20 protein-coding genes are annotated in these 21,684 nt (G+C 62.4%); 17 read left to right on the forward strand and 3 right to left on the reverse strand.

Annotated elements, in window-relative coordinates:
• Positions 1 to 207: 207 nt before the first annotated feature.
• The 5 genes from AB7828_RS03185 to AB7828_RS03205 all read left to right on the forward strand — a co-directional run bounded on the left by AB7828_RS03185 (position 208) and on the right by AB7828_RS03205 (position 3,617).
• A complete protein-coding gene (locus AB7828_RS03185) occupies positions 208 to 600 on the forward strand; it encodes a hypothetical protein (RefSeq protein ID WP_439083595.1) in 393 nt (130 codons plus the stop codon).
• 173 nt (positions 601 to 773) lie between these two features.
• Entirely contained in the window at positions 774 to 1,127 is a 354-nt protein-coding gene (locus AB7828_RS03190) for a hypothetical protein (protein WP_439083594.1), read from the forward strand.
• 352 nt (positions 1,128 to 1,479) lie between these two features.
• Positions 1,480 to 1,812: a helix-turn-helix domain-containing protein gene (locus AB7828_RS03195; RefSeq protein WP_089267244.1), complete on the forward strand. Its 333-nt coding sequence runs from the start codon at positions 1,480 to 1,482 to the stop codon at positions 1,810 to 1,812.
• A 96-nt stretch (positions 1,813 to 1,908) separates the two neighbouring features.
• Positions 1,909 to 2,727 carry an aldo/keto reductase gene (locus AB7828_RS03200; protein ID WP_441229366.1) on the forward strand — a complete coding sequence of 273 codons (819 nt, stop codon included), beginning with the start codon at positions 1,909 to 1,911 and terminating at the stop codon, positions 2,725 to 2,727.
• 86 nt (positions 2,728 to 2,813) lie between these two features.
• A complete protein-coding gene (locus AB7828_RS03205; RefSeq protein WP_441229367.1) occupies positions 2,814 to 3,617 on the forward strand; it encodes a YdcF family protein in 804 nt (267 codons plus the stop codon).
• Between the two features lie 4 nt (positions 3,618 to 3,621).
• On the opposite strand, the gene AB7828_RS03210 is transcribed toward AB7828_RS03205, so the two are convergent.
• Entirely contained in the window at positions 3,622 to 3,933 is a 312-nt protein-coding gene (locus tag AB7828_RS03210; RefSeq protein ID WP_175367311.1) for a DUF3253 domain-containing protein, read from the reverse strand.
• A 116-nt stretch (positions 3,934 to 4,049) separates the two neighbouring features.
• Between AB7828_RS03210 and AB7828_RS03215 the strand changes: the two genes are divergently transcribed.
• On the forward strand, positions 4,050 to 4,985 hold the full coding sequence (locus AB7828_RS03215; protein ID WP_441229368.1) for a hypothetical protein: 936 nt from the start codon (positions 4,050 to 4,052) through the stop codon (positions 4,983 to 4,985).
• Here the strand turns inward: AB7828_RS03215 and AB7828_RS03220 are convergent.
• A complete protein-coding gene (locus tag AB7828_RS03220) occupies positions 4,960 to 5,676 on the reverse strand; it encodes a DUF599 domain-containing protein (RefSeq protein ID WP_441232190.1) in 717 nt (238 codons plus the stop codon). The genes AB7828_RS03215 and AB7828_RS03220 overlap by 26 nt on opposite strands.
• A gap of 128 nt (positions 5,677 to 5,804) precedes the next feature.
• Between AB7828_RS03220 and AB7828_RS03225 the strand changes: the two genes are divergently transcribed.
• From AB7828_RS03225 to AB7828_RS03265, 9 genes are all read left to right on the forward strand, one after another.
• Positions 5,805 to 6,461 (forward strand): glutathione S-transferase family protein, encoded by a 657-nt coding sequence (locus AB7828_RS03225; RefSeq protein WP_120290250.1) that lies wholly within the window; start codon positions 5,805 to 5,807, stop codon positions 6,459 to 6,461.
• Positions 6,462 to 6,688: 227 nt separating this feature from the next.
• Entirely contained in the window at positions 6,689 to 7,642 is a 954-nt protein-coding gene (locus tag AB7828_RS03230; RefSeq protein WP_441229369.1) for a hypothetical protein, read from the forward strand.
• A gap of 50 nt (positions 7,643 to 7,692) precedes the next feature.
• Complete coding sequence (locus AB7828_RS03235) at positions 7,693 to 8,130, forward strand: DUF1489 family protein (RefSeq protein WP_089267250.1); 438 nt, start codon at positions 7,693 to 7,695, stop codon at positions 8,128 to 8,130.
• A 1,058-nt stretch (positions 8,131 to 9,188) separates the two neighbouring features.
• Positions 9,189 to 10,337: a thiolase domain-containing protein gene (locus AB7828_RS03240; protein ID WP_068730675.1), complete on the forward strand. Its 1,149-nt coding sequence runs from the start codon at positions 9,189 to 9,191 to the stop codon at positions 10,335 to 10,337.
• The gene (locus AB7828_RS03245) at positions 10,337 to 10,726 is read left to right on the forward strand and encodes a Zn-ribbon domain-containing OB-fold protein (RefSeq protein WP_439063669.1); all 390 of its coding nucleotides are present in this window, start codon (positions 10,337 to 10,339) and stop codon (positions 10,724 to 10,726) included. The genes AB7828_RS03240 and AB7828_RS03245 overlap by 1 nt, the downstream gene beginning before the upstream one ends.
• A gap of 242 nt (positions 10,727 to 10,968) precedes the next feature.
• Complete coding sequence (locus AB7828_RS03250) at positions 10,969 to 11,829, forward strand: MaoC/PaaZ C-terminal domain-containing protein (RefSeq protein ID WP_441229370.1); 861 nt, start codon at positions 10,969 to 10,971, stop codon at positions 11,827 to 11,829.
• A 192-nt stretch (positions 11,830 to 12,021) separates the two neighbouring features.
• Positions 12,022 to 12,900, forward strand: a complete 879-nt coding sequence (locus tag AB7828_RS03255) for an SDR family oxidoreductase (RefSeq protein WP_439063671.1) — start codon at positions 12,022 to 12,024, stop codon at positions 12,898 to 12,900.
• A gap of 79 nt (positions 12,901 to 12,979) precedes the next feature.
• Positions 12,980 to 13,936 carry a dihydrodipicolinate synthase family protein gene (locus AB7828_RS03260; protein ID WP_439064612.1) on the forward strand — a complete coding sequence of 319 codons (957 nt, stop codon included), beginning with the start codon at positions 12,980 to 12,982 and terminating at the stop codon, positions 13,934 to 13,936.
• A 161-nt stretch (positions 13,937 to 14,097) separates the two neighbouring features.
• A complete protein-coding gene (locus AB7828_RS03265; RefSeq protein WP_439063672.1) occupies positions 14,098 to 14,898 on the forward strand; it encodes an NUDIX hydrolase in 801 nt (266 codons plus the stop codon).
• Positions 14,899 to 14,907: 9 nt separating this feature from the next.
• Here the strand turns inward: AB7828_RS03265 and AB7828_RS03270 are convergent, their stop codons facing one another.
• Positions 14,908 to 16,476 carry a long-chain-fatty-acid--CoA ligase gene (locus AB7828_RS03270; protein WP_439063673.1) on the reverse strand — a complete coding sequence of 523 codons (1,569 nt, stop codon included), beginning with the start codon at positions 16,474 to 16,476 and terminating at the stop codon, positions 14,908 to 14,910.
• 363 nt (positions 16,477 to 16,839) lie between these two features.
• Here AB7828_RS03270 and AB7828_RS03275 point away from each other — a divergent pair, with 363 nt between their 5' ends.
• Together AB7828_RS03275 and AB7828_RS03280 are read left to right on the forward strand one after the other, a co-directional pair.
• Positions 16,840 to 18,900, forward strand: a complete 2,061-nt coding sequence (locus AB7828_RS03275; protein WP_441229371.1) for a PQQ-dependent dehydrogenase, methanol/ethanol family — start codon at positions 16,840 to 16,842, stop codon at positions 18,898 to 18,900.
• 102 nt (positions 18,901 to 19,002) lie between these two features.
• On the forward strand, positions 19,003 to 21,684 hold the full coding sequence (locus AB7828_RS03280) for a PAS domain S-box protein (RefSeq protein ID WP_441229372.1): 2,682 nt from the start codon (positions 19,003 to 19,005) through the stop codon (positions 21,682 to 21,684).

Raw genomic sequence — 21,684 nt, forward strand, 5'->3', positions numbered from 1 at the left:
CTCACCGTAGACTCGCTGAAGTTTTCGATGCTTGTTCTCGTGCTGGTTTTCTTCATCGCAGTGTTCGCAGCTCTTGACGAGCTAGACCTCCTTCCTCGCTAACAGGTCATCACGATTGGCGCGGGTTGTGCGCGTTGGTGCCATTGAACCAAATCTCATCGACCATCGTCCTACCTGGAGTCTCGATTATTGTATGGAGTGGCGAACATGAATTCGATCGGATCGGTGATCGGCAGGGGACTGCTTGTGGCTGGCTTGCTGATATCGGCAGGATCGGCACTGGCGGCGGGGAGCGATGACGGTTTCGCAGCGTTCTGGACGCAATTCAATGCTGCCGTCGGCAAGAGCGACCAGCAGGCCGTCTCGCAGATGGTCAAATATCCGGTCTTTTACATCGATCAACGGCAAGTGGCTGATTTCCCTGTGATCTGGAAGGGTGCTTTCAAACCGGCACAGCGGACGTGTCTTGCCAAGCAGAAGCCCGTTAAGGACACCCACGAGGGTAAGGTCAGTTATTCTGCTTTCTGCGGCTCGCTCATCTACGTTTTCGGCAAGGATGATTCCGGCTGGAAATTGACGGATTTTGCCGAGAACGATTGATCGTCTGGCCTGAGCACCGACCGGCCTCAGCGAGTCAGCTCCTCATCGATGCGTTCGTCGATACTTGGCGGCATGCAAATATACTGGACCCGATCGAGGTTGGAAATTTCTACGGAGCGGCGTCGATCGCCCCTCCAATTGAGCCATAGCACAGCCTTTCAGGTGGTCAGCATATGTCCAGATACATCGCCCTCGCGGGCCTCTGCATCGCACTTCTCTCTGCCTCATCCGCTCTTGCAGATCCGAAATGTGCTGGACCAGAGGGCTGGCCAGCCAGCATGACCTTTGTTCACCTCAAAAACGCTGGCGTTCTCGTAAACGACGAGGTGGATTTTGGCCGCACGTCTGTACAGCAGATTGCAAGCCAACGGATAGGTAGAGACCTTTACCGGCAGGTTTTCAAGATTGCCTTCCATTTGAAGGACGGCAGGCTGGTGCAGGCCGTCGCTGTGAGCGACGCGTCCAAGGAGGAGTGCTCAATGTCTGGCGTCACCGTCTACAGGATTGCTGGCTCCTATCCTGAATGAGTCCGCCATGGGTCGAAAGCTGCCGTCCATTCGGAAATTTCAAAATCACCCACCACTACATTTCCGAGGCATGGGTTGAATTGCGCGGGATACCGCGGTCATGGGGGCTGAGTGCCAGACCGTAACACTGTTGCCGGATGTACGGAGGGCTGCTTCGATAGCGGAGCGAATTCATCGGCTCCGACGGGATCGTTCGACCTTGAACGAAGAACGGTTGGCCCAAGCCATCGGTGCCTCAGGCGCGGCAGCGCCAAGACGTCATTTGGCATCACGGAGACGCCCCACGGCTTCTCGTCATGGCGGTACGGAACATTCACCGCTCCTTAACGGTAATCGACGACCATCACGCGCAATGAGGTCGAACATGCGCTTGCGGTTGAAGGCTGACGGACGGATCGTCGAATTGCGGGACGGGCACGAGGTGCCGCTGGTTCCCGATATGCCTGTCGTGCCGGAGCCGGTCGCGGTGCGACCCGGCGAAGCCGAAGTGCGCGATCTGCGCCGCCGTGCGCAGCTGACCCAGATGGAATTTGCCGCGCGTCTTGGCGTTCCCGTCGAGACGATCCGCAATTGGGAGCAGGGCAAGCGCATGCCGCGCGGTCCAGCCCGTGCCTTGCTGGCGGTGATCGCACATGCACCGGACACGGTGTTCGCGGCGCTTGCACCGGTTGCTGCGGACGCCTGAACGATCACTGCGGATCATCGCCTGCGCTGACGCGCCGGCCATGTCCGGGAAAAGCTTGTCGGCGTTCGTATCGTTCCTCTGTCAGAGGAGAAGATGATGCAGTTCGTGGAAGCAAACGGCGCCCGCATCCCGGCCATTGGCCTCGGGACATGGGAACTGCGTGGCCGCGCTTGTGCACGCACCGTCGAACAGGCGATCCGGCTCGGCTATCGCCACATCGACACCGCACAGGTCTATGAAAACGAGCGCGATGTCGGCGAGGGCATCCACGCGTCGCACATTCGCCGTAACGAGATGTTCGTGACGACCAAGGTCTGGACCACCCATTTCGCGCCTCACAATCTCGAACGCTCCGTGAAGGAGAGCCTGACCAGGCTGCGGATGACCGAGGTCGATCTGCTGTTGCTGCACTGGCCGAACCCGCAGGTGCCGCTGGAGGAAACCCTCGGCGCACTGGCGCATGCCAGGCAGATGGGCCTGACCAGACATATCGGCCTGTCGAATTTCACCGTGGCGCTGATCGAACAGGCGGTCGCCGCATGTCCCGCGCCGCTGGTCTGCGATCAGGTCGAGTATCATCCCTATCTCGACCAGGCGAAGGTGCAGGACGCCTGCCGGCAGAATGGTCTGGCCATGGTCGCCTACAGCCCCATCGCCCAGGGCAATGTCCGCGGCGATGAAACGCTTTCCGACATCGGCAAGGCGCATGGCAAGAGCGCAGCACAGGTGTGCCTGCGCTGGCTGGTCCAGCAGGGCGCGGTGGCGATCCCGCGCACCTCCAAGGTCGAACGTCTGTCGGAGAATATCGACGTGTTCGATTTCATGTTGTCCGAAAACGAGATGTCCCGGATTTCGCATCTGGCGCATCCGAAGGGGCGGCTGACTGACTACGGCTTCGCGCCGAAATGGGATTGATCCATCAGGCCAGCCGGCATTTGCCGCATTGATCTTGTGGACGGGATGGCTCATGCAGTGACACCGTCCGGCAAGCCAAGGGCCTCATGTTCTTCATATTCTCCAAGATGCTCGGCTTCTTCACGGAGCCGTCCAATGCGATCGCCATCATTTGCGTGATCGGCATTGTGCTGGTGCTGCTGCAGCGCCAGCGTGTCGGAACATTGCTGGTGACCTTTGGCATCCTGTTGCTGCTGCTGTTCGGCTATTCGCCTATTGGCAACGTGCTGATGCTGTCGCTGACCGAGCGTTTTCCGAAATGGCAGGACGATGGCCGTGCACCCGACGGGATCATCGTGCTTGGCGGCGCCATCGATTCGGATTCGTCCGCGGCACGCGGCTCGCTAGAGATCAATTCGGCCGGCGAGCGGATAACGGCGATGCTGGAGCTGGCGCGCCGCTATCCGCAGGCGCGCATCGTCTTCACCGGCGGCGCCGGCAGCCTGATTGAAAAGTCGCTGTCCGAAGCGCCCGTTGCCGGCGAGCTGCTGCAGCGTTTCGGCGTGGCCCCGGAACGCGTCACGCTGGAAACCGCTTCCCGCACCACCGACGAAAATGCCGCCTTCACCGCGGGCCTGGTGACGCCGAAGCCCGGCGAGCGCTGGCTGCTGGTGACGTCCGCCTGGCATATGCCGCGCGCGATCGGCGCGTTCCGCAGGGTCGGATTCGATGTCGAAGCCTATCCGGTGGACTGGCGCACGCGCGGCTGGATCGATGCCACCGAGACCTTCGATTCCGCCAGCGCCGGCCTCGGCCGGAGCGACATCGCGGTTCACGAATGGGTGGGGCTGATCACCTATTGGCTCGCCGGCCGCAGCAGCGAGTTGCTGCCGGGGCCGAAGAAGCGGTGATGCGTCACTCCGCCTTCGGCAGCCCCAGCCGGTACACGCCGCGGAAGTCGTTGGGATCCTCGACCGGCTTGCCCTTGCGATAGATCACGAGGCGGTCGGCGAGCGCTAGCGTCACGGCGGCGCGGCGGATCGGCATCAAGAGCGCGTGCCAATCGCCCTCGGGCTCGATCACATGCGCAATCTCAGGAGGGCTCAGCGTGCCCGCGCCGTTGCGGGTGAGCGCGTCAAGGATCGCCTCGTCGAGCGGCAAGGGCTTCGGTTTCGGGGCCAGCTTGGCGGCTGACGGCTTCGGGGTCTTCGGAGGGGATTTGGCCATGCACTGCCATGACCGATCGCACCGCACGACGCAAGCTGTGGCTTGGCGGACATGGCGCGGGGGAGGGCACGACGCTATGATCGGGCCAGTCGGCGTATAGAAGTCTCATTAGCCCCATGGAACCAAGGCACCTCATCCGCGCAGCGATCGCCGTCTCGGTGGTCGGCCACCTCGCTTTGGCGGCCGGGGTCTATTTCGCCGATGCGCGGCCGATGGAGCAGCATGAGGAGAGCGTTGCCGTCGATCTGGTAACGCCGCAGCAGCTCGCAGAGGCGGAGAAGAAGGCCGAGGAGACGCCGCCGGAGCCGGAGAAAAAGCCAGAGAAGAAGCCTGAGCCGGAATTTCGGCTGCCTGATTTGACCAACAAGCCCACCCTCGAAGAGCAGAAGACCCAGGCCGTCGCGGCCAAACCGCAGTCATCGGCGCAGAACACCCCGCCGCAGCCGCACAAGACATCGCCGCAGCAACCCGCGCCGTCACCGCAGCAGCAGGCCGCCCAGCAACCGCCGCCACCTCAGCAGCAAGCCCAGCAACAGCCGCAGGCCACTCCCGCAACGCCGCCTCCGTCAGCGCCTCCCGCTACGCAGCCGCCGTTGCAGCAGCAGGCCGCCTTGCAGGCTCAGCCGCCGGCGCCGCAGCCGGGCTCGCAGCAGGTGCCGCCGCAGCCCGAGGCCGATATTACCGTGAAATACGGCGTCATGCTGGGCTTGCCTGAAGGCTTCGGCGGCGGCGCATCGGAGCAGGCGGACCTGTCCAAGCTCGACATCGCCGCTTTTCGGCGTCATCTGCGGAGCTGTTCGAAATTGCCTGCCACCGTCGCGCGCGGCGATGACGCCAAGGTCAAGCTGCGCGCCGTGTTCTCGCCGGATGGCCGGCTGGTTGCCGAGCCCACGGTGATCGAGGTCCGGCGGCCGGCGAAGGCCGCGCTCTTGATGCAGGCGGCCAAGCAGGCGCTGGAAGCCTGCCAGCCTTATGCGATGCTGCCGGCCGACAAATACGACGAGTGGAAAGTGCTCGATCTCGATTTTACGCCGCAGGATTTCGCGGGGTAGCCCTGATATCCACATCTGGCGCCATGGCCTGCCAGGCATTGGAGGCGAACTGCCGGCGCCAGGTCACGATCACCACGGCTGCCGTCGAGACCAAAAACACCCAGGGGCTGACGAACCAGCCGAGATAGCCGAGCGCGAAGAAGAAGGCGCGCTGCCCGCGGTTGAAGTGCCGGGCCGCCGCGCCAAACATCCGCGTGGTGCGCACCACATGCGCTTCGGCCTCCGGTGTGTCGCGCTTCGAGGCCAGCGGCATCGCACCGATCAGGATCGCGACGTAGTTGAACAGCCGGTACGACCAGGCGAATTTGAAGAACGCATAGACGAAAATCAAAATCAGCCCGAAGCACTTGATCTCCCACATGCCGGGCGTCGTGTTGAAGCCGAGCGGCAGGTTCTGCATCATCGGCATCACTTCGTTGGTGGCGCGCAGCAGCGCCAGCGAGCCGCCGATGGCGATCAGCGTGGTCGAGGCGAACCACGCGGTGCCGTTCTGCAGCGATGTCATGATATGGGTATCGACGATGCGCGCCTCGCGTTCCAGCAGACGGCGCATCCAGACCTCACGATAGGCGTGCATGCGTGCCGACAGGCTGTCGCGGCCGTATTTGGTGTGCTCCAGCGTGATCGCATAGGTCGTCCACTCCAGGATGAAGAAGCCCAGCGCGAAGACGTCGACCCAGGAATAGTTGATCATGAAGCACCTATTGTATCAGTTGGCACTTCTGCCACGCATGCCGTGATGCAGCAACAAGCCTGTGTACGCGGCTTGCTTGCAGAGGCGTATGCGTGGCAATTTACCGGTGTCGCAAGGAGTGGTTGATGTCGCTGTCGCTGGTGATCGGAAACAAGAATTATTCGTCGTGGTCGATGCGGCCATGGGTTGCGCTGAAGGCCTGCGGCATCCCCTTCGCGGAGGTGTTTGTCCCGCTGTACACGGATGCCGCCGACAAGCAGCGCATTCTCGATGTGACCCCGTCAGGTAAGGTGCCGGCGCTCGTCGATGGTGAGATCACGGTGTGGGATTCGCTGGCGATCATCGAATATGCCGCGGAGCGTTTTCCGGATGCAAAGCTGTGGCCGGAAGACCGGGCCGCGCGCGCCCATGCGCGTTCGGTATCCGCCGAGATGCATTCCGGTTTCATGCCGCTGCGCAACGAATGCGGTATGAACCTGCACCGGCCGGTCCGCGCGAAGGCGCTGTCCGACGATGCCAAGGCCAATATCCGGCGTATCCAGCAGATCTGGGCCGATTGCCGCGCACGCTACGGCAAATATGGACCGTATCTGTTCGGCGCCTTCAGCGGCGCGGATGCCATGTATGCGCCGGTGGTGCACCGGTTCCTGACCTACGACATCGATGTCACGCCGGAAGCCCGTGCGTATATGGATACGATGCAGGCGCTGCCGGCGTTTCGGCAATGGACCGACGAGGGCCTCGCCGAGACCATCGTCATTCCGCGCTTCGAGGATGACTAAAGCGTTTTCGAGCGAAGTGGGCAGCGGTTCGCGTCCAGAAAACGCGTCAAAATAAAAGGATAGGGCCAAGGTTCTGATTTCATCAGAATCCAGGCCCGCGCCGCCACGATTTCGTCATGACCGGGGCCGTGCCATAACAACCGCATATTGCGGGTTCATGGCAGCCCGACTTTCTTTGGAAGCATTTTTTTCGGAAATATGGCTTCCACATATGCGGGGACGACTCGATGAACGGGGTATGGGCGAATTCGCTCGATCAAATCTGGCGCGCGCCGACGCTTCCGATGTGGCTCGCGCTGGCTGCCTCCATCTTCTTCGCCCTGATCGTGCTGGCGACGCTGCTGCGCGCCGAGAAGTCTGTCGCCAATGGCGCGCTGACCGTGATCACGCTGCTGGCGATCGGCGTTGCCGCTGCTGCGACACTGCGCAAATCCGAAACCGCCGGGCAGGACGCCTCGCACGCCGTCGTTGCAATGCCTCAGGTGAATGCCTCGCTGCCGGCGCTGTCCTGCCTCGACGATCTCGCCGGCGATATGGTGCTCGCGGGCTGCGAGAAGGTGCTGTTTGGCTCCGCGGATTCGGTGGCGGCTGCCGTATCGGCCTCGGCTGCGCAGATCAATCGTTTGACCTCCTATGGCGATGTCGCGGCAGCGAATAAATCCATGACGCCTGAACTGGCCGGGCTGCGCCGCGCGATCGAGCGCGATCGCTACGGTCTGATTGCCTATGTGCTGCAATCGCGCGATCGCTGCATGCCGGAGAGCTGCGCTGCCTATGCCGCGCTGACCGATCACAAGCGGATTGCCGCGAATATGGAAGAGCGCACCTATGAGGGCCTCGTGACGCGCTATGCGCCCGGCTGGAATGCGCCGCCTGCGGCTGCAGCCGCTGCGACGGGCGCGCTGGCCGGATTGCCGGCGTCGGTTCCGACCGGCAAGCCGACCACGGCCGATTTCCCGTCCTCGTCCTCGATTCCGCCGATCTCGATCATGACGGAAACGCCCGTGAAGCCGCCGGCCGCCGCCAATGCGCAGGCGCCTCCGCCGCGCGCGACGTCGACAACGCCGCCACCTGCGGCCGCGAAGAAGCAGCCCGCACCGAAGACCGCCGCTCGTCCACAGGCGCCTGCCGCCCCAGCGCCCGTGCAGCTTGCACCGGAGGCTCCGCCGGCCGATAACTGAGCGGTGGATAACGCCTTGTAAAACCGCGTCGCACTGCTGATTTCTGACCCATGCCCCTGCATCTCATCAAGCTCGCCGTCGGCTGCGAATCCATCGCGGATTTCAAGAGCTATCTCGCTGAACGGATGCGCGCAGCAAAAGCGCGCGGCGCGCCCCAGCATCACATCCACATCACCCGCATGGTGCCGAAACGCGATGTCGAACTGCTCGATGGCGGTTCGCTCTACTGGGTGATCAAGGGCGAGATCGCCTTGCGCGAAAAGATTCTTGCGATCGAACCGTTCCGCGACAGCGACGGTATCAATCGCTGTCGCCTGGTGATGCAGCCGAAACCGGTCACGGTCGCGCCGCGCCCGCTGCGCCCGTTCCAGGGCTGGCGCTATCTCACCGACAAGGACGCCCCGCCGGATCTCGGCAAGGCTGCCGCGAGTATCGAGGCAATGCCGGAGCCGATGCGGCGCGAGCTGCGGGAACTGGGGCTGCTGTAGGGCAGGGCTCGCTCGTCATTCCACCCATACTCGTCATTCCGGGGCGCGCGAAGGCGGCAATGCCGCCGAAGCGCGAACCCGGAATCTCTAAGTGTTCGGCGCGATCGGAGACTCCCATGCCGGGATTCCGGGTTCGCGTCCGGCAAGTGCCGGCCGCGCCCCGGAATGACGAGTGTGGGGCGGGAAGACAGTGCCCAAACATTTTTTCCTATCTCCCGTTGACAACATCCCCATCAGGTTTATATTCCCCTATGTCCTGCCCCACCGAGAGGGGCGATCGCGATCGTCACGTTCGCGGGGTGGGATGCGGTGGACGCCGGAGATGCGGCGTCACGCGGTTTGGGGGTGACGTCTGTCTTCGGGCAGGACGGATCTGCGCCAGCACTGCCACTGGCAAGGAGACGGCCGACCTTCGGATGGAAAGACTCCTGGACAGTGTGACGGACGACCAATTCGAAACGCGTTCGGCTTACTCGCTTGAGGCTCCCTTCCCATCGCCTTGGGACTTTAATTCGCGATCGGAGCGTTCGTCGAGGCAAAGTGCAAGCAACCGAAAAACACCGCAGGCGGAACGTCGGGCACTTGCTCGGCGCCTCCGAAAGTCCTGATGCATTACCCCTTGCGGAAGACCGCATTCGCATCAGGCCCAAGGGTGCAACGGGCACCCGGCGTTCCGCACGCCCTCTCACAAGGGGCGGGAATGCAAGAGACGACGGCGCCCCCGCGCCGCAAACAATGGGGGCGATGACGCATGTCTGAAGGGCAGTGGCTGTTTGACAGTTGAATCCGCATCGAACGTCGCGGCCTGCGCGTAACGCGCGCTGTCGTCGGCACCGGCCAGCCCACCACTTCCGGAAATCCTGACCTCCGCTTTTGTCAGAGCTCGCTGACCAGATTGGTAAACAGCTAAATCAATGGCGAAAAAGCTCCCCGGCTGTGTTGCATCCATTCCGCTCTGTGAAATTTACGTCCGCAGCGTGAAATGTTGTCGCTTGCCAAGGCTGCCGTGAAAGGTCACAAAAAACTGAACTGGGACGAAACACCAATCGGAGAGACGTTTGAGCATCAAGGGCAAGGCATATATCGCCGGCATCTACGAACACCCGACCCGGCACGCGCCGGACAAATCCATCGCGCAGTTGCATGCCGAAGTCGCCAAGGGCGCGCTCGAGGATGCGGGCCTGACGCACAAGGACGTCGACGGCTATTTCTGCGCGGGCGATGCGCAAGGGGGCCTGTGGCCGATGGTCGACTATCTCGGCCTCAAGCCGCGTCACGTCGACTCCACCGAGACCGGCGGCTGCTCCTACATCATCCATCTCGGCCATGCCGCGCAGGCGATTGCCGCCGGCAAGTGCTCGATCGCACTCGTCACGCTGGCCGGCAAGCCGCGCACCGGCGTGATGCCGCCGCGTCTGCAGGGCGCCGAAGCCGATTTCGAGACCGCTTACGGTGCGACCACGCACAATGCCTATGGCATGTGTGCCATGCGTCATATGCACGACTACGGTACGACCAGCGAACAACTCGCCTGGATCAAGGTCGCAGCCTCGCATCACGCGCAATACAACCCGCACGCGATGCTCAAGGACGTCGTCACCGTCGAGGACGTGCTGAACTCGCCGATGATCTCCGATCCGCTGCACCGCATGGATTGCTGCGTCGTCTCCGACGGTGGCGGTGCGATGATCGTGACCACGCCGGAAATCGCCAAGAGCCTGAAGAAGCCGCTGGTGCGCCTGATCGGCCATGGCGAAGCCATGAAGGGTCCGCGCGGTGGCAAGGATCTCGACCTCACTTACTCCGCCGGCGTGTGGTCCGGTCCGCGTGCTTTCGAGGAAGCGGGCGTGACGCCGCAGGATATGAAATACGCATCGATCTATGACAGCTTCACCATCACCGTTCTGATGCAGCTCGAAGACTTGGGCTTCTGCAAGAAGGGCGACGGCGGCAAGTTCGTCTCCGACGGCAACCTGATCTCGGGCGTCGGCAAGCTGCCGTTCAACACCGATGGTGGCGGCCTCTGCAGCAATCATCCCGTCAATCGCGGCGGCATGACCAAGATTCTCGAGGCCGTTCGCCAGCTGCGCGGCGAAGCCCATCCCAAGGTGCAGGTGCCGAATTGCGATCTGGCGATCGCCCATGGCACCGGAGGCCTGCTCGGCGTACGTCACGCCGCATCGACCGCTATTCTGGAGCGCGTGTAATGACTGAAGCCAAGAAGTATCCGACGCCCGCCGGCAATCCTGAATCGCAGCCGTTCTGGGATGCGGCCAAGGACGGCAAGTTCATGATCAAGCGCTGCACGACCTGCGGCGAAGCGCATTTCTTCCCGCGCGCGATCTGCCCGTTCTGTTTCTCCGACAAGACCGAATGGGAACAGAGCTCGGGCGAGGGCGAGATCTACACCTACAGCCACATGCGCAAATCGGCGACCGGTCCCTACGTGATCGCCTATGTGACGCTGAAGGAAGGCCCCTCGGTGCAAACCAACATCGTCGACTGTGAGCCGGACAAGCTGAAGATCGGCCAGAAGGTGAAGCTGGTGTGGAAGCCCACCGACGGCGCGCCGCTGCCGTTCTTCACGCCGGCGTAGCGCTCGCTTTCTTCCCCTCTCCCCCAGCGCGGCAAAGCCGCGCGCCGCGGGAGAGGGTGGATCGAACGCTCTAGCGAAGCTTCGCTTCGCAGGGGCGTTCGAGACGGGAGAGGGCGGTGCTTTCCGCTACCCCTCTCCCTGCAAAGTGTGGAGTGGGCGCCTGTGCTGCCCTCTCCCGCAAGGGGAGAGGGCGCAATTATCGGCGCCGCAAAGCAAAAAGAACAATCGAGGAGCGAACTCAAATGCCCATCAACTACGAAGCCCTGATGACGATGAAGAATATCGGCCAGAAGTACTCCTGGACCGATCGCGAAGTGATGCTCTACGCCTACGGCATCGGCATGGGCGCCGATCCGATGGACGAGCGTGAACTCGCTTTCGTCAATGAAGGCACCTATACGCCGCGTCCGCTGAACGTCGTTCCGACCTATGCATCGGTTGCCGCATGGGGCTCGGGCCCGGGCGAGATGGGTCTCAATAAGCTGCTCGTTGTCGATGGCGAGCGCGACATCACCTTCCACAAGCCGCTGCCGGTCGCGGCCAAGATCACTGCCGATAGCAGTGTGCTCGGCGTGTTCGACAAGGGCGCCGACAAGGGCGCGGTGATCCTGCACCAGACCATTCTGCGCGATGAAGCTGGGGAGGCGCTGGCGACTTTGGTAGCCTCACGCTTCGCCCGCGGCGATGGCGGCTTCGGCGGCAAGTCCGAAGGCCAGCCCGAGCCGCATGCGATGCCGAAGCGCGCGCCGGACAAGACGGTCGATATCACCACGCGGCCCGATCAGGCGTTGATCTATCGCCTGTGCGGCGACCGCAACCCGCTGCATTCCGATCCGGAATTCGCCAAGCGCGCCGGCTTCCCGCGGCCGATCCTGCACGGCATGTGCACCTATGGCATCACCTGCCGCGGCGTGCTGCAGACCTATGCCGATTACGATCCCTCCGCCTTCAAGCAGCATGCGGTGCGGTTCTCGTCGCCGGTGTTTCCCGGCGAAACCGTCAGCATGGATCTGTGGAAGGACGGCAACGTGGTGTCGTTCGAGGCCAAGGTGAAGGAACGCGGCGTCACCGTGATCAAGAGCGGCAGGACGGTGCTGGCTTAAACCTCTCGGCTGTCGTCCCCGCGAAGGCGGGGACCCATAGCCTCAGGCAGCGCGGTCGAAACGGCGGAGCCACCACGACCTCGCTTCAACTAGCGCTACGGCGTGTATGGGTCCCCGCCTTCGCGGGGACGACAAAACGAACGCAACGTCGATTGCGTAGTAGAAGACAAAAAACCACGCAGGGAGAACGTCATGGGTCTTCTCGACGGCAAGGTCGCCATCATCACCGGCGCCGGTGGCGGCCTCGGTGAAGCCTACGCAAAACTGTTTGCGAGCGAAGGCGCATCCGTCGTGGTCAACGATCTCGGCGGCCCGCGCGATGGTTCAGGCTCTGATCTCTCGATGGCACAGCAAGTCGTCGACGCCGTCACCAAAGCCGGCGGCAAGGCGGTCGCCAATGGCTCGGACATCTCGACCATATCAGGCGGCCAGTCGGTGTTCGACGATGCCATCAAGGCGTTCGGCAAGGTCGATATCCTCGTCAACAATGCCGGCATCCTGCTGGACCAGACCTTCGCCAAGGCGTCCGAGGCGGCGTGGGACAAGGTGATGAAGGTGCATCTCAAAGGCACGTTCTGCGTCACCCAGCCGGCCTTCAAATGGATGAAGGAAAACGGCGGCGGCGTCATCGTCAACACGTCCTCGACTTCCGGCCTGATCGGCAACTTCGGCCAAAGCAATTACGGCGCGGCCAAAGGCGGCATCTGGGGCCTGTCCAATGTGCTGGCCATCGAGGGCCGCAAATACAATATCCGCGTCTGGACGCTGGCGCCGGGCGCGCTGACGCGGATGACCGCGGACCTGCCGCGCTATATCGAAAATCCCGGCGCGGCCCTGGGTCCGGACGGTATCGCGCCGGCGGTGCTCTACATGGTCAGCGATCTCTCCGGCAGCCAGACCGGCAAGGTTCTCGGCGTGTCCGGCCCGCGCGGCGTTCGCGAGATGAAGATGATGGAAATGGAAGGCTGGAAGCCGCCCCATGACGGCTGGAGCGCGCAGGACGTGGTGACCCATGCCGGCGAGATATTCTTCTCGGAGGAGGCGAGCCAGCACGGGGCACGGCGTTTTTGAGGGGCAGTTGGGTCCGGTTCGGGCGGACAGACCGGATATTTCCCGGTAGAATGCCGGCATCCATTCACAGAGGCCCATGATGAAACTGACCGCCAAAGCCGCCGGCACCTTCGCCATCGCACCGACCCCGTTCCTCGACGACGGCCGCATCGACGACAAATCGATCGACGGCCTGACGGATTTCTATGCCCGGGTCGGCTGCAACGGTGTGACCGTGCTCGGCATCATGGGCGAGGCGCCGAAGCTGGAGGGGGCCGAGTCCGAGGCCGTGGCCACCCGCTTCATCAAGCGTGCTGGCGACAAGATGCAGATCATCGTCGGCGTTTCCGCGCCGGGCTTTGCCGCCATGCGCTCGCTGGCGCTGAAGTCGATGGATGCCGGCGCTGCCGGCGTTATGATCGCCCCGCCGCCGCATCTGCGCACCGACGATCAGATCACCAACTATTTCAAGGGCGCTGTCGAGGCCATCGGCGACGACGTTCCGTGGGTGCTGCAGGATTATCCGCTGACATTGACCGTGGTGATGACCCCCGCCGTGATCCGCAAGATCATCATGGACTCCAAGTCCTGCGTGATGCTGAAGCACGAGGACTGGCCGGGCCTGGAGAAGATCACCGCGCTGCGCAACTTCCAGAAGGACGGCAGCTTGCGCGAAACCTCGATCCTCACCGGCAATGGCGGCGTGTTCCTGGATTTCGAAATGGAACGCGGCGCTGATGGCGCGATGACGGGTTATGCCTTCCCTGAACTTCTGATCGACGTCGTCAATCTCTCGAAGAAGGGCGAGCGCGACAAGGCGCACGATCTGTTCGATGCTCATCTGCCGCTGATCCGCTACGAGCAGCAGCTCGGCATTGGTCTGGCAGTCCGCAAATACGTGCTGCAGAAGCGTGGTGTTATTGCATCAAGCGCGCAGCGCAAGCCGGGTGTGGCGATCACGGCGCAGGCGAAGGCGGAGGTCGATTATCTCCTCTCGCGCGTCGCGCGCTACGACAAACGCGCGAACATCGCGCCGCAGTCGAGTGCTGCGGGTTAATAACTCCCCAGAGGTGTCATGGCCGGGCTTGACCCGGCCATTCATCTTCAGGGTTGCCAAGTAAAAGATGGATGCCCGGATCAAGTCCGGGCATGACAAACGAGAGGTCGGCGATCGCCGGCACAACAGGCATCAAAGAATGCCGATCAGGGAGAAACTGAATGCCAAGCGAGCCCGGCGTTGTGCGTCCTGCTTCCACCATCCTCCTGCTGCGCAAGGGTGCAACCGACGCCATCGACGTCTTCATGATGGTGCGGCACTATCAGATCGAATTCGCATCGGGCGCACTGGTGTTTCCCGGCGGCAGCGTCGATGCCGGAGATCGCGAGATCGGTACGCAGCCGAACCTATATAGCGGCGGTGACGGCCTCGATCCCGACATGCTGGCATTCAAGATCGCCGCGATCCGCGAGACGTTCGAGGAAAGCCGCATCCTGCTGGCGCGACCGCGCGGCTCTAACGACCTGATCGCTGCGACGAAGGCGAGCACCATCGCCGATCAGCATCGCGATGCGTTGAATGAGGGCAAGGTCAAATTCGCCGATATCATTGCCGAGAACGATCTGGGGCTCGCGCTCGATCTGCTCGTGCCCTATGCGCACTGGATCACACCGGAGGGCATGAAGAAGCGATTCGACACCTGGTTCTTTCTCGCCGAGGCGCCGCCTGAACAGGTCGGTATGCATGACGGCAAAGAGTCCACGGATTCGATCTGGCTGTCGCCACGCGAAGCGCTGGAAGGCGGCGCATCGGGCCGTTTCACGCTGCCGTTCCCGACCACGCGGAATCTGATCAAGCTCGGCAAGCAGCCCAGCGTCGCGGGGGCACTTGACGACGCGAGCCGCAGTACGATCGTCAGCGTCACACCCATCGTCACGCGCGATGGCGACAAGCGCCAGTTGCGGATTCCGATCGAGGCCGGCTATGACGGCGAGGTGTTCGAGCTCACCGGTGCGCCGTAGAGTTCGGGCCTATCCCGCCCTGGCTTGCGGCGCCGCTGCGGCATTCTCCCAGAATGGCCGCCGCAACTCGCGCTTCAGCACCTTGCCGGCACCCGACAGCGGGAAGGGCTCGCTGCGGACGTCCACGCTGCGTGGGCACTTGTAGCCGGCGATCTTCTCCTTGCAGAAAGCGATGATCTCGCCGGCATTGACACTCGCACCGGGTTTCGGAATGACGAAGGCGTGTACGGTCTCGCCCCATTGCGAATCGGGAATGCCGATCACGGCGCATTGCGCCACGGCCGGGTGTTGTGCGACGACATTCTCGACCTCGGTGGAGTAGACGTTCTCGCCGCCTGAGATGATCATGTCCTTCATCCGGTCGACGAGATAGATGTAGCCTTCATCGTCCATGTAGCCGCCGTCGCCTGTATGCATCCAGCCATCGATCACGGCCTTGGCGGTTTCCTCCAGTCGCTCCCAATAGCCCATCATGACGTTCTGGCCGCGGACCGCGACCTCGCCGACTTCACCATTCGGCACAGGCTTGCGATTGGCGTCGACGATACGCGCCTCGCAGCCGATCGCCGCGCGGCCACAGGCGCGTTGACGGTTCTTGGCGGTGGCTTCCTCGCCGAAATGTTGATCCCACGGCAGGTGCGTCGCCAGCGGCGACAGTTCGGTCATGCCGTAGAGCTGATGGAATTCGGTGCCCGGCATGCCCGCCATCGCACGCTTCAGCAGCGCGTCGTTGATCGGCGAGGCGCCATACATCATGATTTTCAGCGATGACAGATCGGCGGTCGCGAAAGCGGGGTGATCGACCAGCATCTGGATCATGGTCGGGACGATCAACGTCGCCGATACTTTCTCGCGGGCGATGGTCTGCATTACCAACTCCGGATTGAACATCCGGACGATGACATTGGTGCCGCCAGAGGCCAGCGAGGTGAACATCACGCCGCCATTGGCGACGTGAAACATCGGTGCGGCGTTGAGATAGACCGAGCCATAGGGCAGCAGGCCTTCGCTCATCATGTGCAGCGAGTTGCTCATGATATTGCCGTGGCTCAGCATCACGCCTTTGGAACGGCCTGTGGTGCCGCCAGTGTAAAAGATACCCGCCAGATCCTCGCGTGTCCGCATCGCATCCAGCACGGGCTCTGTCGATTGGACCAGCTCATCGTAGTTGTGCGCTTCCGCGGGACCTTTTTCGTCGTCCGCATAGACCAGCGTGAGCGGCATGGCCTTAGCGAGTTCGACGCCCATGGCGGCGAAGGCGCTGTCGACGACGAGCGCCGTGGCACGGCAGTCGAGCAGGGAGTCGAGAATTTCGGCCTGACTCCAGCGCACATTGGTCGGCACGATCACAGCGCCGGCCCAAGCGATACCCAGATAGAGTTCGAGATAGCGGTCAGAGTTCAGCATCAGCACCGCCACGCGGTCGCCATGCTTGACGCCAAGCTTTTGCAGCGCACCGGCGAGCCGCGCGACGCGGTCTCCAACCTCGCGCCATGTCCGGCGGCGATCACCGTCGATAGTAGCTATTGTCTGCGGGCTGGTTTGCAGCGCACGGCGCAGGCCCTGCGTGATGTTCATGGCCTTTCCCCTCGATACTGCGGATGCTGTGCGCATCTCTGTCGAGCGATCATAACGATGGGTGAGGGGCGGGCAAGCGCGGTTGATCGCTTATATCTCACCAGATGGTTCAAAAGATCTCCGCGATCTTTGCGATGCAAAACGCGTCAGAGAAAAATCTGGAACTGTTCTCATCTGTTGACGATTCAACTCCTGCGCGTAACATCGCGACAGGCCCGCCAGAGGCCATTGGGAGTGAAATGCATGAGACAGCTTGCTCGTCGGGGCGCGCCCTTGCGTCCATTTTTCAACGGGACACTCAACTCACATAGAATACTGCACCGTTGGCTCCGAACATCCATCGCAGTAGCGCTCGGCGCGACGTTGTTGGGCGGTGCCGCCAACGCACAGACCAAGGGCACACCGGATCACATAAAGGCGGTTACATCGGCAATCGATAGTGCAGCGATCACGGCCAATACGGCGACGTCCAAGGATTGGCCGACTTACGGCCTCGATTATGCCGAGACGCGCTTCAGCAAGCTCAATCAGATCACGGCCGAGAACGTCAAAGATATCGGCCTGATGTGGACCTATAATCTGGAATCCATCCGTGGCGTTGAAGCGACGCCGCTGGTGGTGGACGGCATCATGTATGTGTCGGCGCCATGGAGCGTGGTGCATGCCGTCGATACCCGGACCGGCAAGCGGCTATGGACCTTCGATCCCGGCGTAGATCGCGAGAAGGGCTATCGTGGCTGCTGCGATGTCGTGAATCGCGGCGTCGCGCTCTACAAGGGCAAGGTGTTCGTGGGGGCTTATGACGGTCGGCTGGTCGCACTGGATGCCGCGACCGGCACGAAGGTCTGGGAGAAGGACACGGTCATCGACCGCAAGATGTCCTATACGATCACCGGCGCGCCGCGCGTGTTCAACGGCAAGGTCGTCATCGGCAATGGTGGCGCCGAATATGGCGTGCGCGGTTACGTTACGGCCTATGACGCTGAGACCGGCAATCAGGCATGGCGCTGGTTCACGGTGCCCGGCGATCCGGCCAAGCCGTTCGAGGACGACTCGATGGCTGCCGCGGCGAAGACCTGGGATCCGGCTGGCAAATACTGGGTCAATGGCGGCGGCGGCTCGGCCTGGGATACGATCACCTTCGATCCCGACCTGAACATGGTCTATATCGGCACCGGCAACGGCTCGCCGTGGAATCGCAATCTGCGCAGTCCGGGAGGCGGCGATAATCTCTATCTCGGCTCGATCGTCGCGCTGAATGCCGATACCGGGAAATATCTCTGGCACTATCAGGAAACGCCCGGCGACAACTGGGACTATACCTCGACGCAGCCGATGATCCTGGCCGATCTCACCATCGACGGCACACCGCGCAAGGTGGTGCTGCACGCGCCCAAGAATGGCTTCTTCTTCGTCATCGATCGTACCAACGGCAAGTTCATCTCGGCCAAGAACTTTGTCGATGTGAACTGGGCTACCGGCTACGACGCCAGTGGTCGTCCGATCGAGGTGCCGGAAGCCCGCTCGCCGGACAAATCCTTCGACAGCATTCCCGGACCGTTCGGTGCCCATAACTGGCATCCGATGTCGTTCAATCCGCAAACCGGGCTGGTCTATCTGCCGGCGCAGGGTGTGCCTTTGAACCTCACGGGCGAGAAGGCGCTAGTGCAGAATGCGCCGGCGGAGAACAAATTCGGCGGCACCACCGGCTGGAATGTCGGCTTCTCGCTCAATGCGGCGCCACCGAAGAATCTGCCGTTCGGGCGTCTCATCGCCTGGGATCCGGTGAAGCAGAAGGAAGCCTGGCGCGCTGAGTATATCGCACCCTGGAATGGCGGCACGCTCACGACGGCCGGCAATCTCGTGTTCCAGGGCTCCGCCGATGGCCGCTTCATCGCCTATAACGCCAAAACAGGCGAGAAACTCTGGGAGACGCCCGTCGGCACCGGCGTGGTGGCGGCGCCTGCGACCTATGTGGTCGATGGCGTGCAATACGTCTCGGTGGCGGTTGGATGGGGCGGCGTATTCGGCATCACCCAGCGCGCCACCGATCGCGAGGCGCCCGGCACGGTCTACACCTTCGCCATTGGCGGCAAGGCGCCGTTGCCGGCCTTCACCAAGTACCAGATCGGCAATCTGCTGACCGGGGTCAAGTACGATCCCGCTCACGTGCCGGAGGGGACTTCGATCTACGTTAATGCCTGTGCGACCTGCCACGGTGTGCCGGGCGTGGACAAGGGCGGCAATGTGCCCAACCTGGGCTATGTCTCCACCGAGACCATCACCAACCTGAAGGACATCGTGTTCAACGGGCCGTTCAAGGACAAGGGGATGCCGGATTTTACCGGCAAGCTCACCGAAGCGGATGTGGTCAAGATCCAGGCCTTCATCCAGGGCACGGCCGACGCGATACGGCCGAAATAAACACCATGCTGGACGGTTCGGCCCGATCGGGCCGTCCAGCATGTTCCCCCGGCGGCTGAAGTCGGGATATATTGGGACGCTCTGAAGTCCGGTCCCACAACCATGTCCTCTGCCATTACGGCATTCCTTCAGCGGGTCCGATCGTCCTCGCTCTCGATCGGCCAGCTGACTTTCAGCGGGTTCCTGCTGGTGTTGACGGTGATCCTCATCACCAGCATCGCCAGCGTGGTTGCGATCCGTCATATTGACAATACCTTCGCCGAGCTTGAGCGGCTGCAGAGCGTCGGCGATCTGGCCGAAAACATCGACCGCCGCCTGATCAGCCTGCGGCTGGCAGCACGCGATTTCGTCACCGATCCCGACGCACAGCCGGAAAAGGTCTCGCAGGCTGCCACGGCGCTGGGCGATCTCCTGAAGAAGACCCGGATCGAGCTTGCGCCCGAGCAGCGCGACATGATCGACGGTGTCGACGCGCGGTTGACCAAGTACCGCGAAGGGATTGAGCGCGTCTCATCGCTGATTGCACGTCGCTCCGCTATGCTGGCGACGCTCCCGCCGCTCCGCGAGCAATTCGAGAACGCCGTTCCGGATGTGACGAATTCAAATGCCGCCAAGGCCATGTTCCGGGCGCAGAACGAGATCGCGGCGGCTTTGCTGGCACGCGATCCGATCGGAGCCGAGCAGGCCGCACAGCGCATGCGTGCGCTGCCGATCAGCACGCCCGCACTTCGTGCGGCGGCCGATGCCTACACCGATGCAATCATTTCGATCTCGGAAACCGAGAGCGAGATCGCCGATCTCGACAGGGATGTGCTTGGCGCCGAAGGCCGATTGATCGGCCGGGTGACCGAATTGTTGCGGGAGCTTAGCGCCCGTCGTGGCCGGGTGCTGTCGCGCGAGTTCGCGCGCACGCTGACCGAGGCAAGATGGCAAAGCATCATCCTTGGCACGGCGGGCGTTCTGGTCGGGCTGTTGGCGGCACTGTTCGTGGTGCGGCGGATCGTGAAGCCGCTGAAGGCGATTGCCAAGTCGATCCGTGCGCTAGCTGGTGGCGCCAAGCACACGCCGATCCCAGCCATGGATCTGGAGAATGAAATCGGTGACATCGCGCGCGCCGCGGAGGTGTTCCGCAAGACGCTGGTCGATGCCGATGCCGCGCGCGAGGCGGCCTTGCATGCGTTGGCCGAGCAGAGGCTGGCGGAAGAGAGTTATCGCAAGCTGTTTGAAGGATCCGTCGACGGCATCTATGTGACGACGCCGGCAGGTGCGCTGCTCAATGCCAATCCGGCACTGGCGCGGATGATGGGGTATGATTCACCGGAAGACCTGATCCGCGCCACGCTGGATATCTCGCGCAACATCTATGTCGATCCGGCGGCGCGCGCCGAGTATCAGCAGCGCATGGCAAGCGACGGAATGGTGCGCGAATTCGAGTATCAGGTCCGTCAACGGCACGACACGGTCCTCTGGCTGTCCGACAGCGCCACGGCGGTCCGCGACGAGAATGGCGAGGTTGTGCGCTATGAGGGAACAGTCCGCGACATCACCAACCAGAAGCATGCCGAAGCCGCGATCAGGGAAGGTCGCAGGTTGCTGCAGCAGGTCATCGATACCGTTCCTGCCGTCATCAACGTAAAAGACACCGATCTGCGATACGTCTTGATGAACCGGTATATGGCGGGGATTTTCGGCATCGAGCCCGGTGAGGCGATTGGGAAAACCACTGGCGAGTTGATGATGCGCTTTGGCGCGTCAAAGACCGACTCGCCTGACAAGATGGTGCTGGCGACCAGGAAGGGCCTCGGTTTCTACGAGGAAGAGTACAAGGACGCTGCCGGTGTGATGCGGCAGTGGCTGGTCAACAAGCTGCCTTTGCTGACGACCGATGGTGATATCCAGAACATCGTGACCGTGGCGCTCGATATCGGCCAGCGCAAGCGCAGCGAGCAGGAGATGCTCAAGGCCAAGGACGCCGCCGAAACGGCGCTACGCAATCTGCGTGAGACGCAGAATTCGCTGATCGAGGCGGAGAAGCTCGCGGCGCTTGGCCGGCTGGTTGCCGGCGTGGCCCATGAGGTCAACAATCCCGTGGGCATCAGCCTGACCGTGGCGTCATCGCTGGAACGCAAGATTGCGCTGTTCGGCGAGGAGGTCGCGCGCGGCGAGCTGCGCCGCTCGACCCTGACTGAGTTCATCGAGTCCAACCGCGACGCGGCGGCACAATTGGTTGCTAATCTCAATCGCGCGGCTGAGTTGATCCAGTCGTTCAAGCAGGTTTCCGCTGACCGCAATTATTCCGACCAGCGCGTCTTTGATCTCGCCGATCTCACCGAGCAGGTGGTGATGAGTTTGAAACCGGGATTGCGAAAACAGAAGCTGGCGCTTTCGGTCGACTGCAAGCCAGGACTGACGATGAACAGCTATCCGGGCCCGTATGGTCAGGTGCTGACCAATCTGTTCCTCAATTCCGTCGCTCATGCATTTCCCGATGGCAATGGTGGCTCGGTCGAGATCAAGGTGCAGGAAGCCGGCAACGATCATGTGGAAATTCTTTTCGCGGATAACGGCGTCGGCATGAGCCCTGAGGTCCGGCGGCGTGCTTTCGACCCGTTCTTCACGACGCGCCGGGATCAGGGGGGCACAGGCCTGGGCCTGCACATCGTCTACAGCATCGTCACCAGCCGCCTCGGTGGTCGTCTGCATCTGCAGTCCGATCCGGGGCAGGGAACGCGCATCCAGATCATCCTGCCGCGCGTCGCGCCGCTGGAGATGGCTGCGGAATAG

The organism is Tardiphaga sp. 215_C5_N2_1 (assembly GCF_052076055.1).
GTDB lineage: Bacteria > Pseudomonadota > Alphaproteobacteria > Rhizobiales > Xanthobacteraceae > Tardiphaga > Tardiphaga robiniae.

Coding starts and splice junctions, on each gene's coding strand:
- AB7828_RS03185 (WP_439083595.1), top strand. CDS start 208: ATGAATTCGATCGGATCGGTGATCGGCAGGGGACTGCTTGTGGCTGGC.
- AB7828_RS03190 (WP_439083594.1), top strand. CDS start 774: ATGTCCAGATACATCGCCCTCGCGGGCCTCTGCATCGCACTTCTCTCT.
- AB7828_RS03195 (WP_089267244.1), top strand. CDS start 1,480: ATGAGGTCGAACATGCGCTTGCGGTTGAAGGCTGACGGACGGATCGTC.
- AB7828_RS03200 (WP_441229366.1), top strand. CDS start 1,909: ATGCAGTTCGTGGAAGCAAACGGCGCCCGCATCCCGGCCATTGGCCTC.
- AB7828_RS03205 (WP_441229367.1), top strand. CDS start 2,814: ATGTTCTTCATATTCTCCAAGATGCTCGGCTTCTTCACGGAGCCGTCC.
- AB7828_RS03210 (WP_175367311.1), bottom strand. CDS start 3,933: ATGGCCAAATCCCCTCCGAAGACCCCGAAGCCGTCAGCCGCCAAGCTG.
- AB7828_RS03215 (WP_441229368.1), top strand. CDS start 4,050: ATGGAACCAAGGCACCTCATCCGCGCAGCGATCGCCGTCTCGGTGGTC.
- AB7828_RS03225 (WP_120290250.1), top strand. CDS start 5,805: ATGTCGCTGTCGCTGGTGATCGGAAACAAGAATTATTCGTCGTGGTCG.
- AB7828_RS03230 (WP_441229369.1), top strand. CDS start 6,689: ATGAACGGGGTATGGGCGAATTCGCTCGATCAAATCTGGCGCGCGCCG.
- AB7828_RS03235 (WP_089267250.1), top strand. CDS start 7,693: ATGCCCCTGCATCTCATCAAGCTCGCCGTCGGCTGCGAATCCATCGCG.
- AB7828_RS03245 (WP_439063669.1), top strand. CDS start 10,337: ATGACTGAAGCCAAGAAGTATCCGACGCCCGCCGGCAATCCTGAATCG.
- AB7828_RS03250 (WP_441229370.1), top strand. CDS start 10,969: ATGCCCATCAACTACGAAGCCCTGATGACGATGAAGAATATCGGCCAG.
- AB7828_RS03255 (WP_439063671.1), top strand. CDS start 12,022: ATGGGTCTTCTCGACGGCAAGGTCGCCATCATCACCGGCGCCGGTGGC.
- AB7828_RS03260 (WP_439064612.1), top strand. CDS start 12,980: ATGAAACTGACCGCCAAAGCCGCCGGCACCTTCGCCATCGCACCGACC.
- AB7828_RS03265 (WP_439063672.1), top strand. CDS start 14,098: ATGCCAAGCGAGCCCGGCGTTGTGCGTCCTGCTTCCACCATCCTCCTG.
- AB7828_RS03270 (WP_439063673.1), bottom strand. CDS start 16,476: ATGAACATCACGCAGGGCCTGCGCCGTGCGCTGCAAACCAGCCCGCAG.
- AB7828_RS03280 (WP_441229372.1), top strand. CDS start 19,003: ATGTCCTCTGCCATTACGGCATTCCTTCAGCGGGTCCGATCGTCCTCG.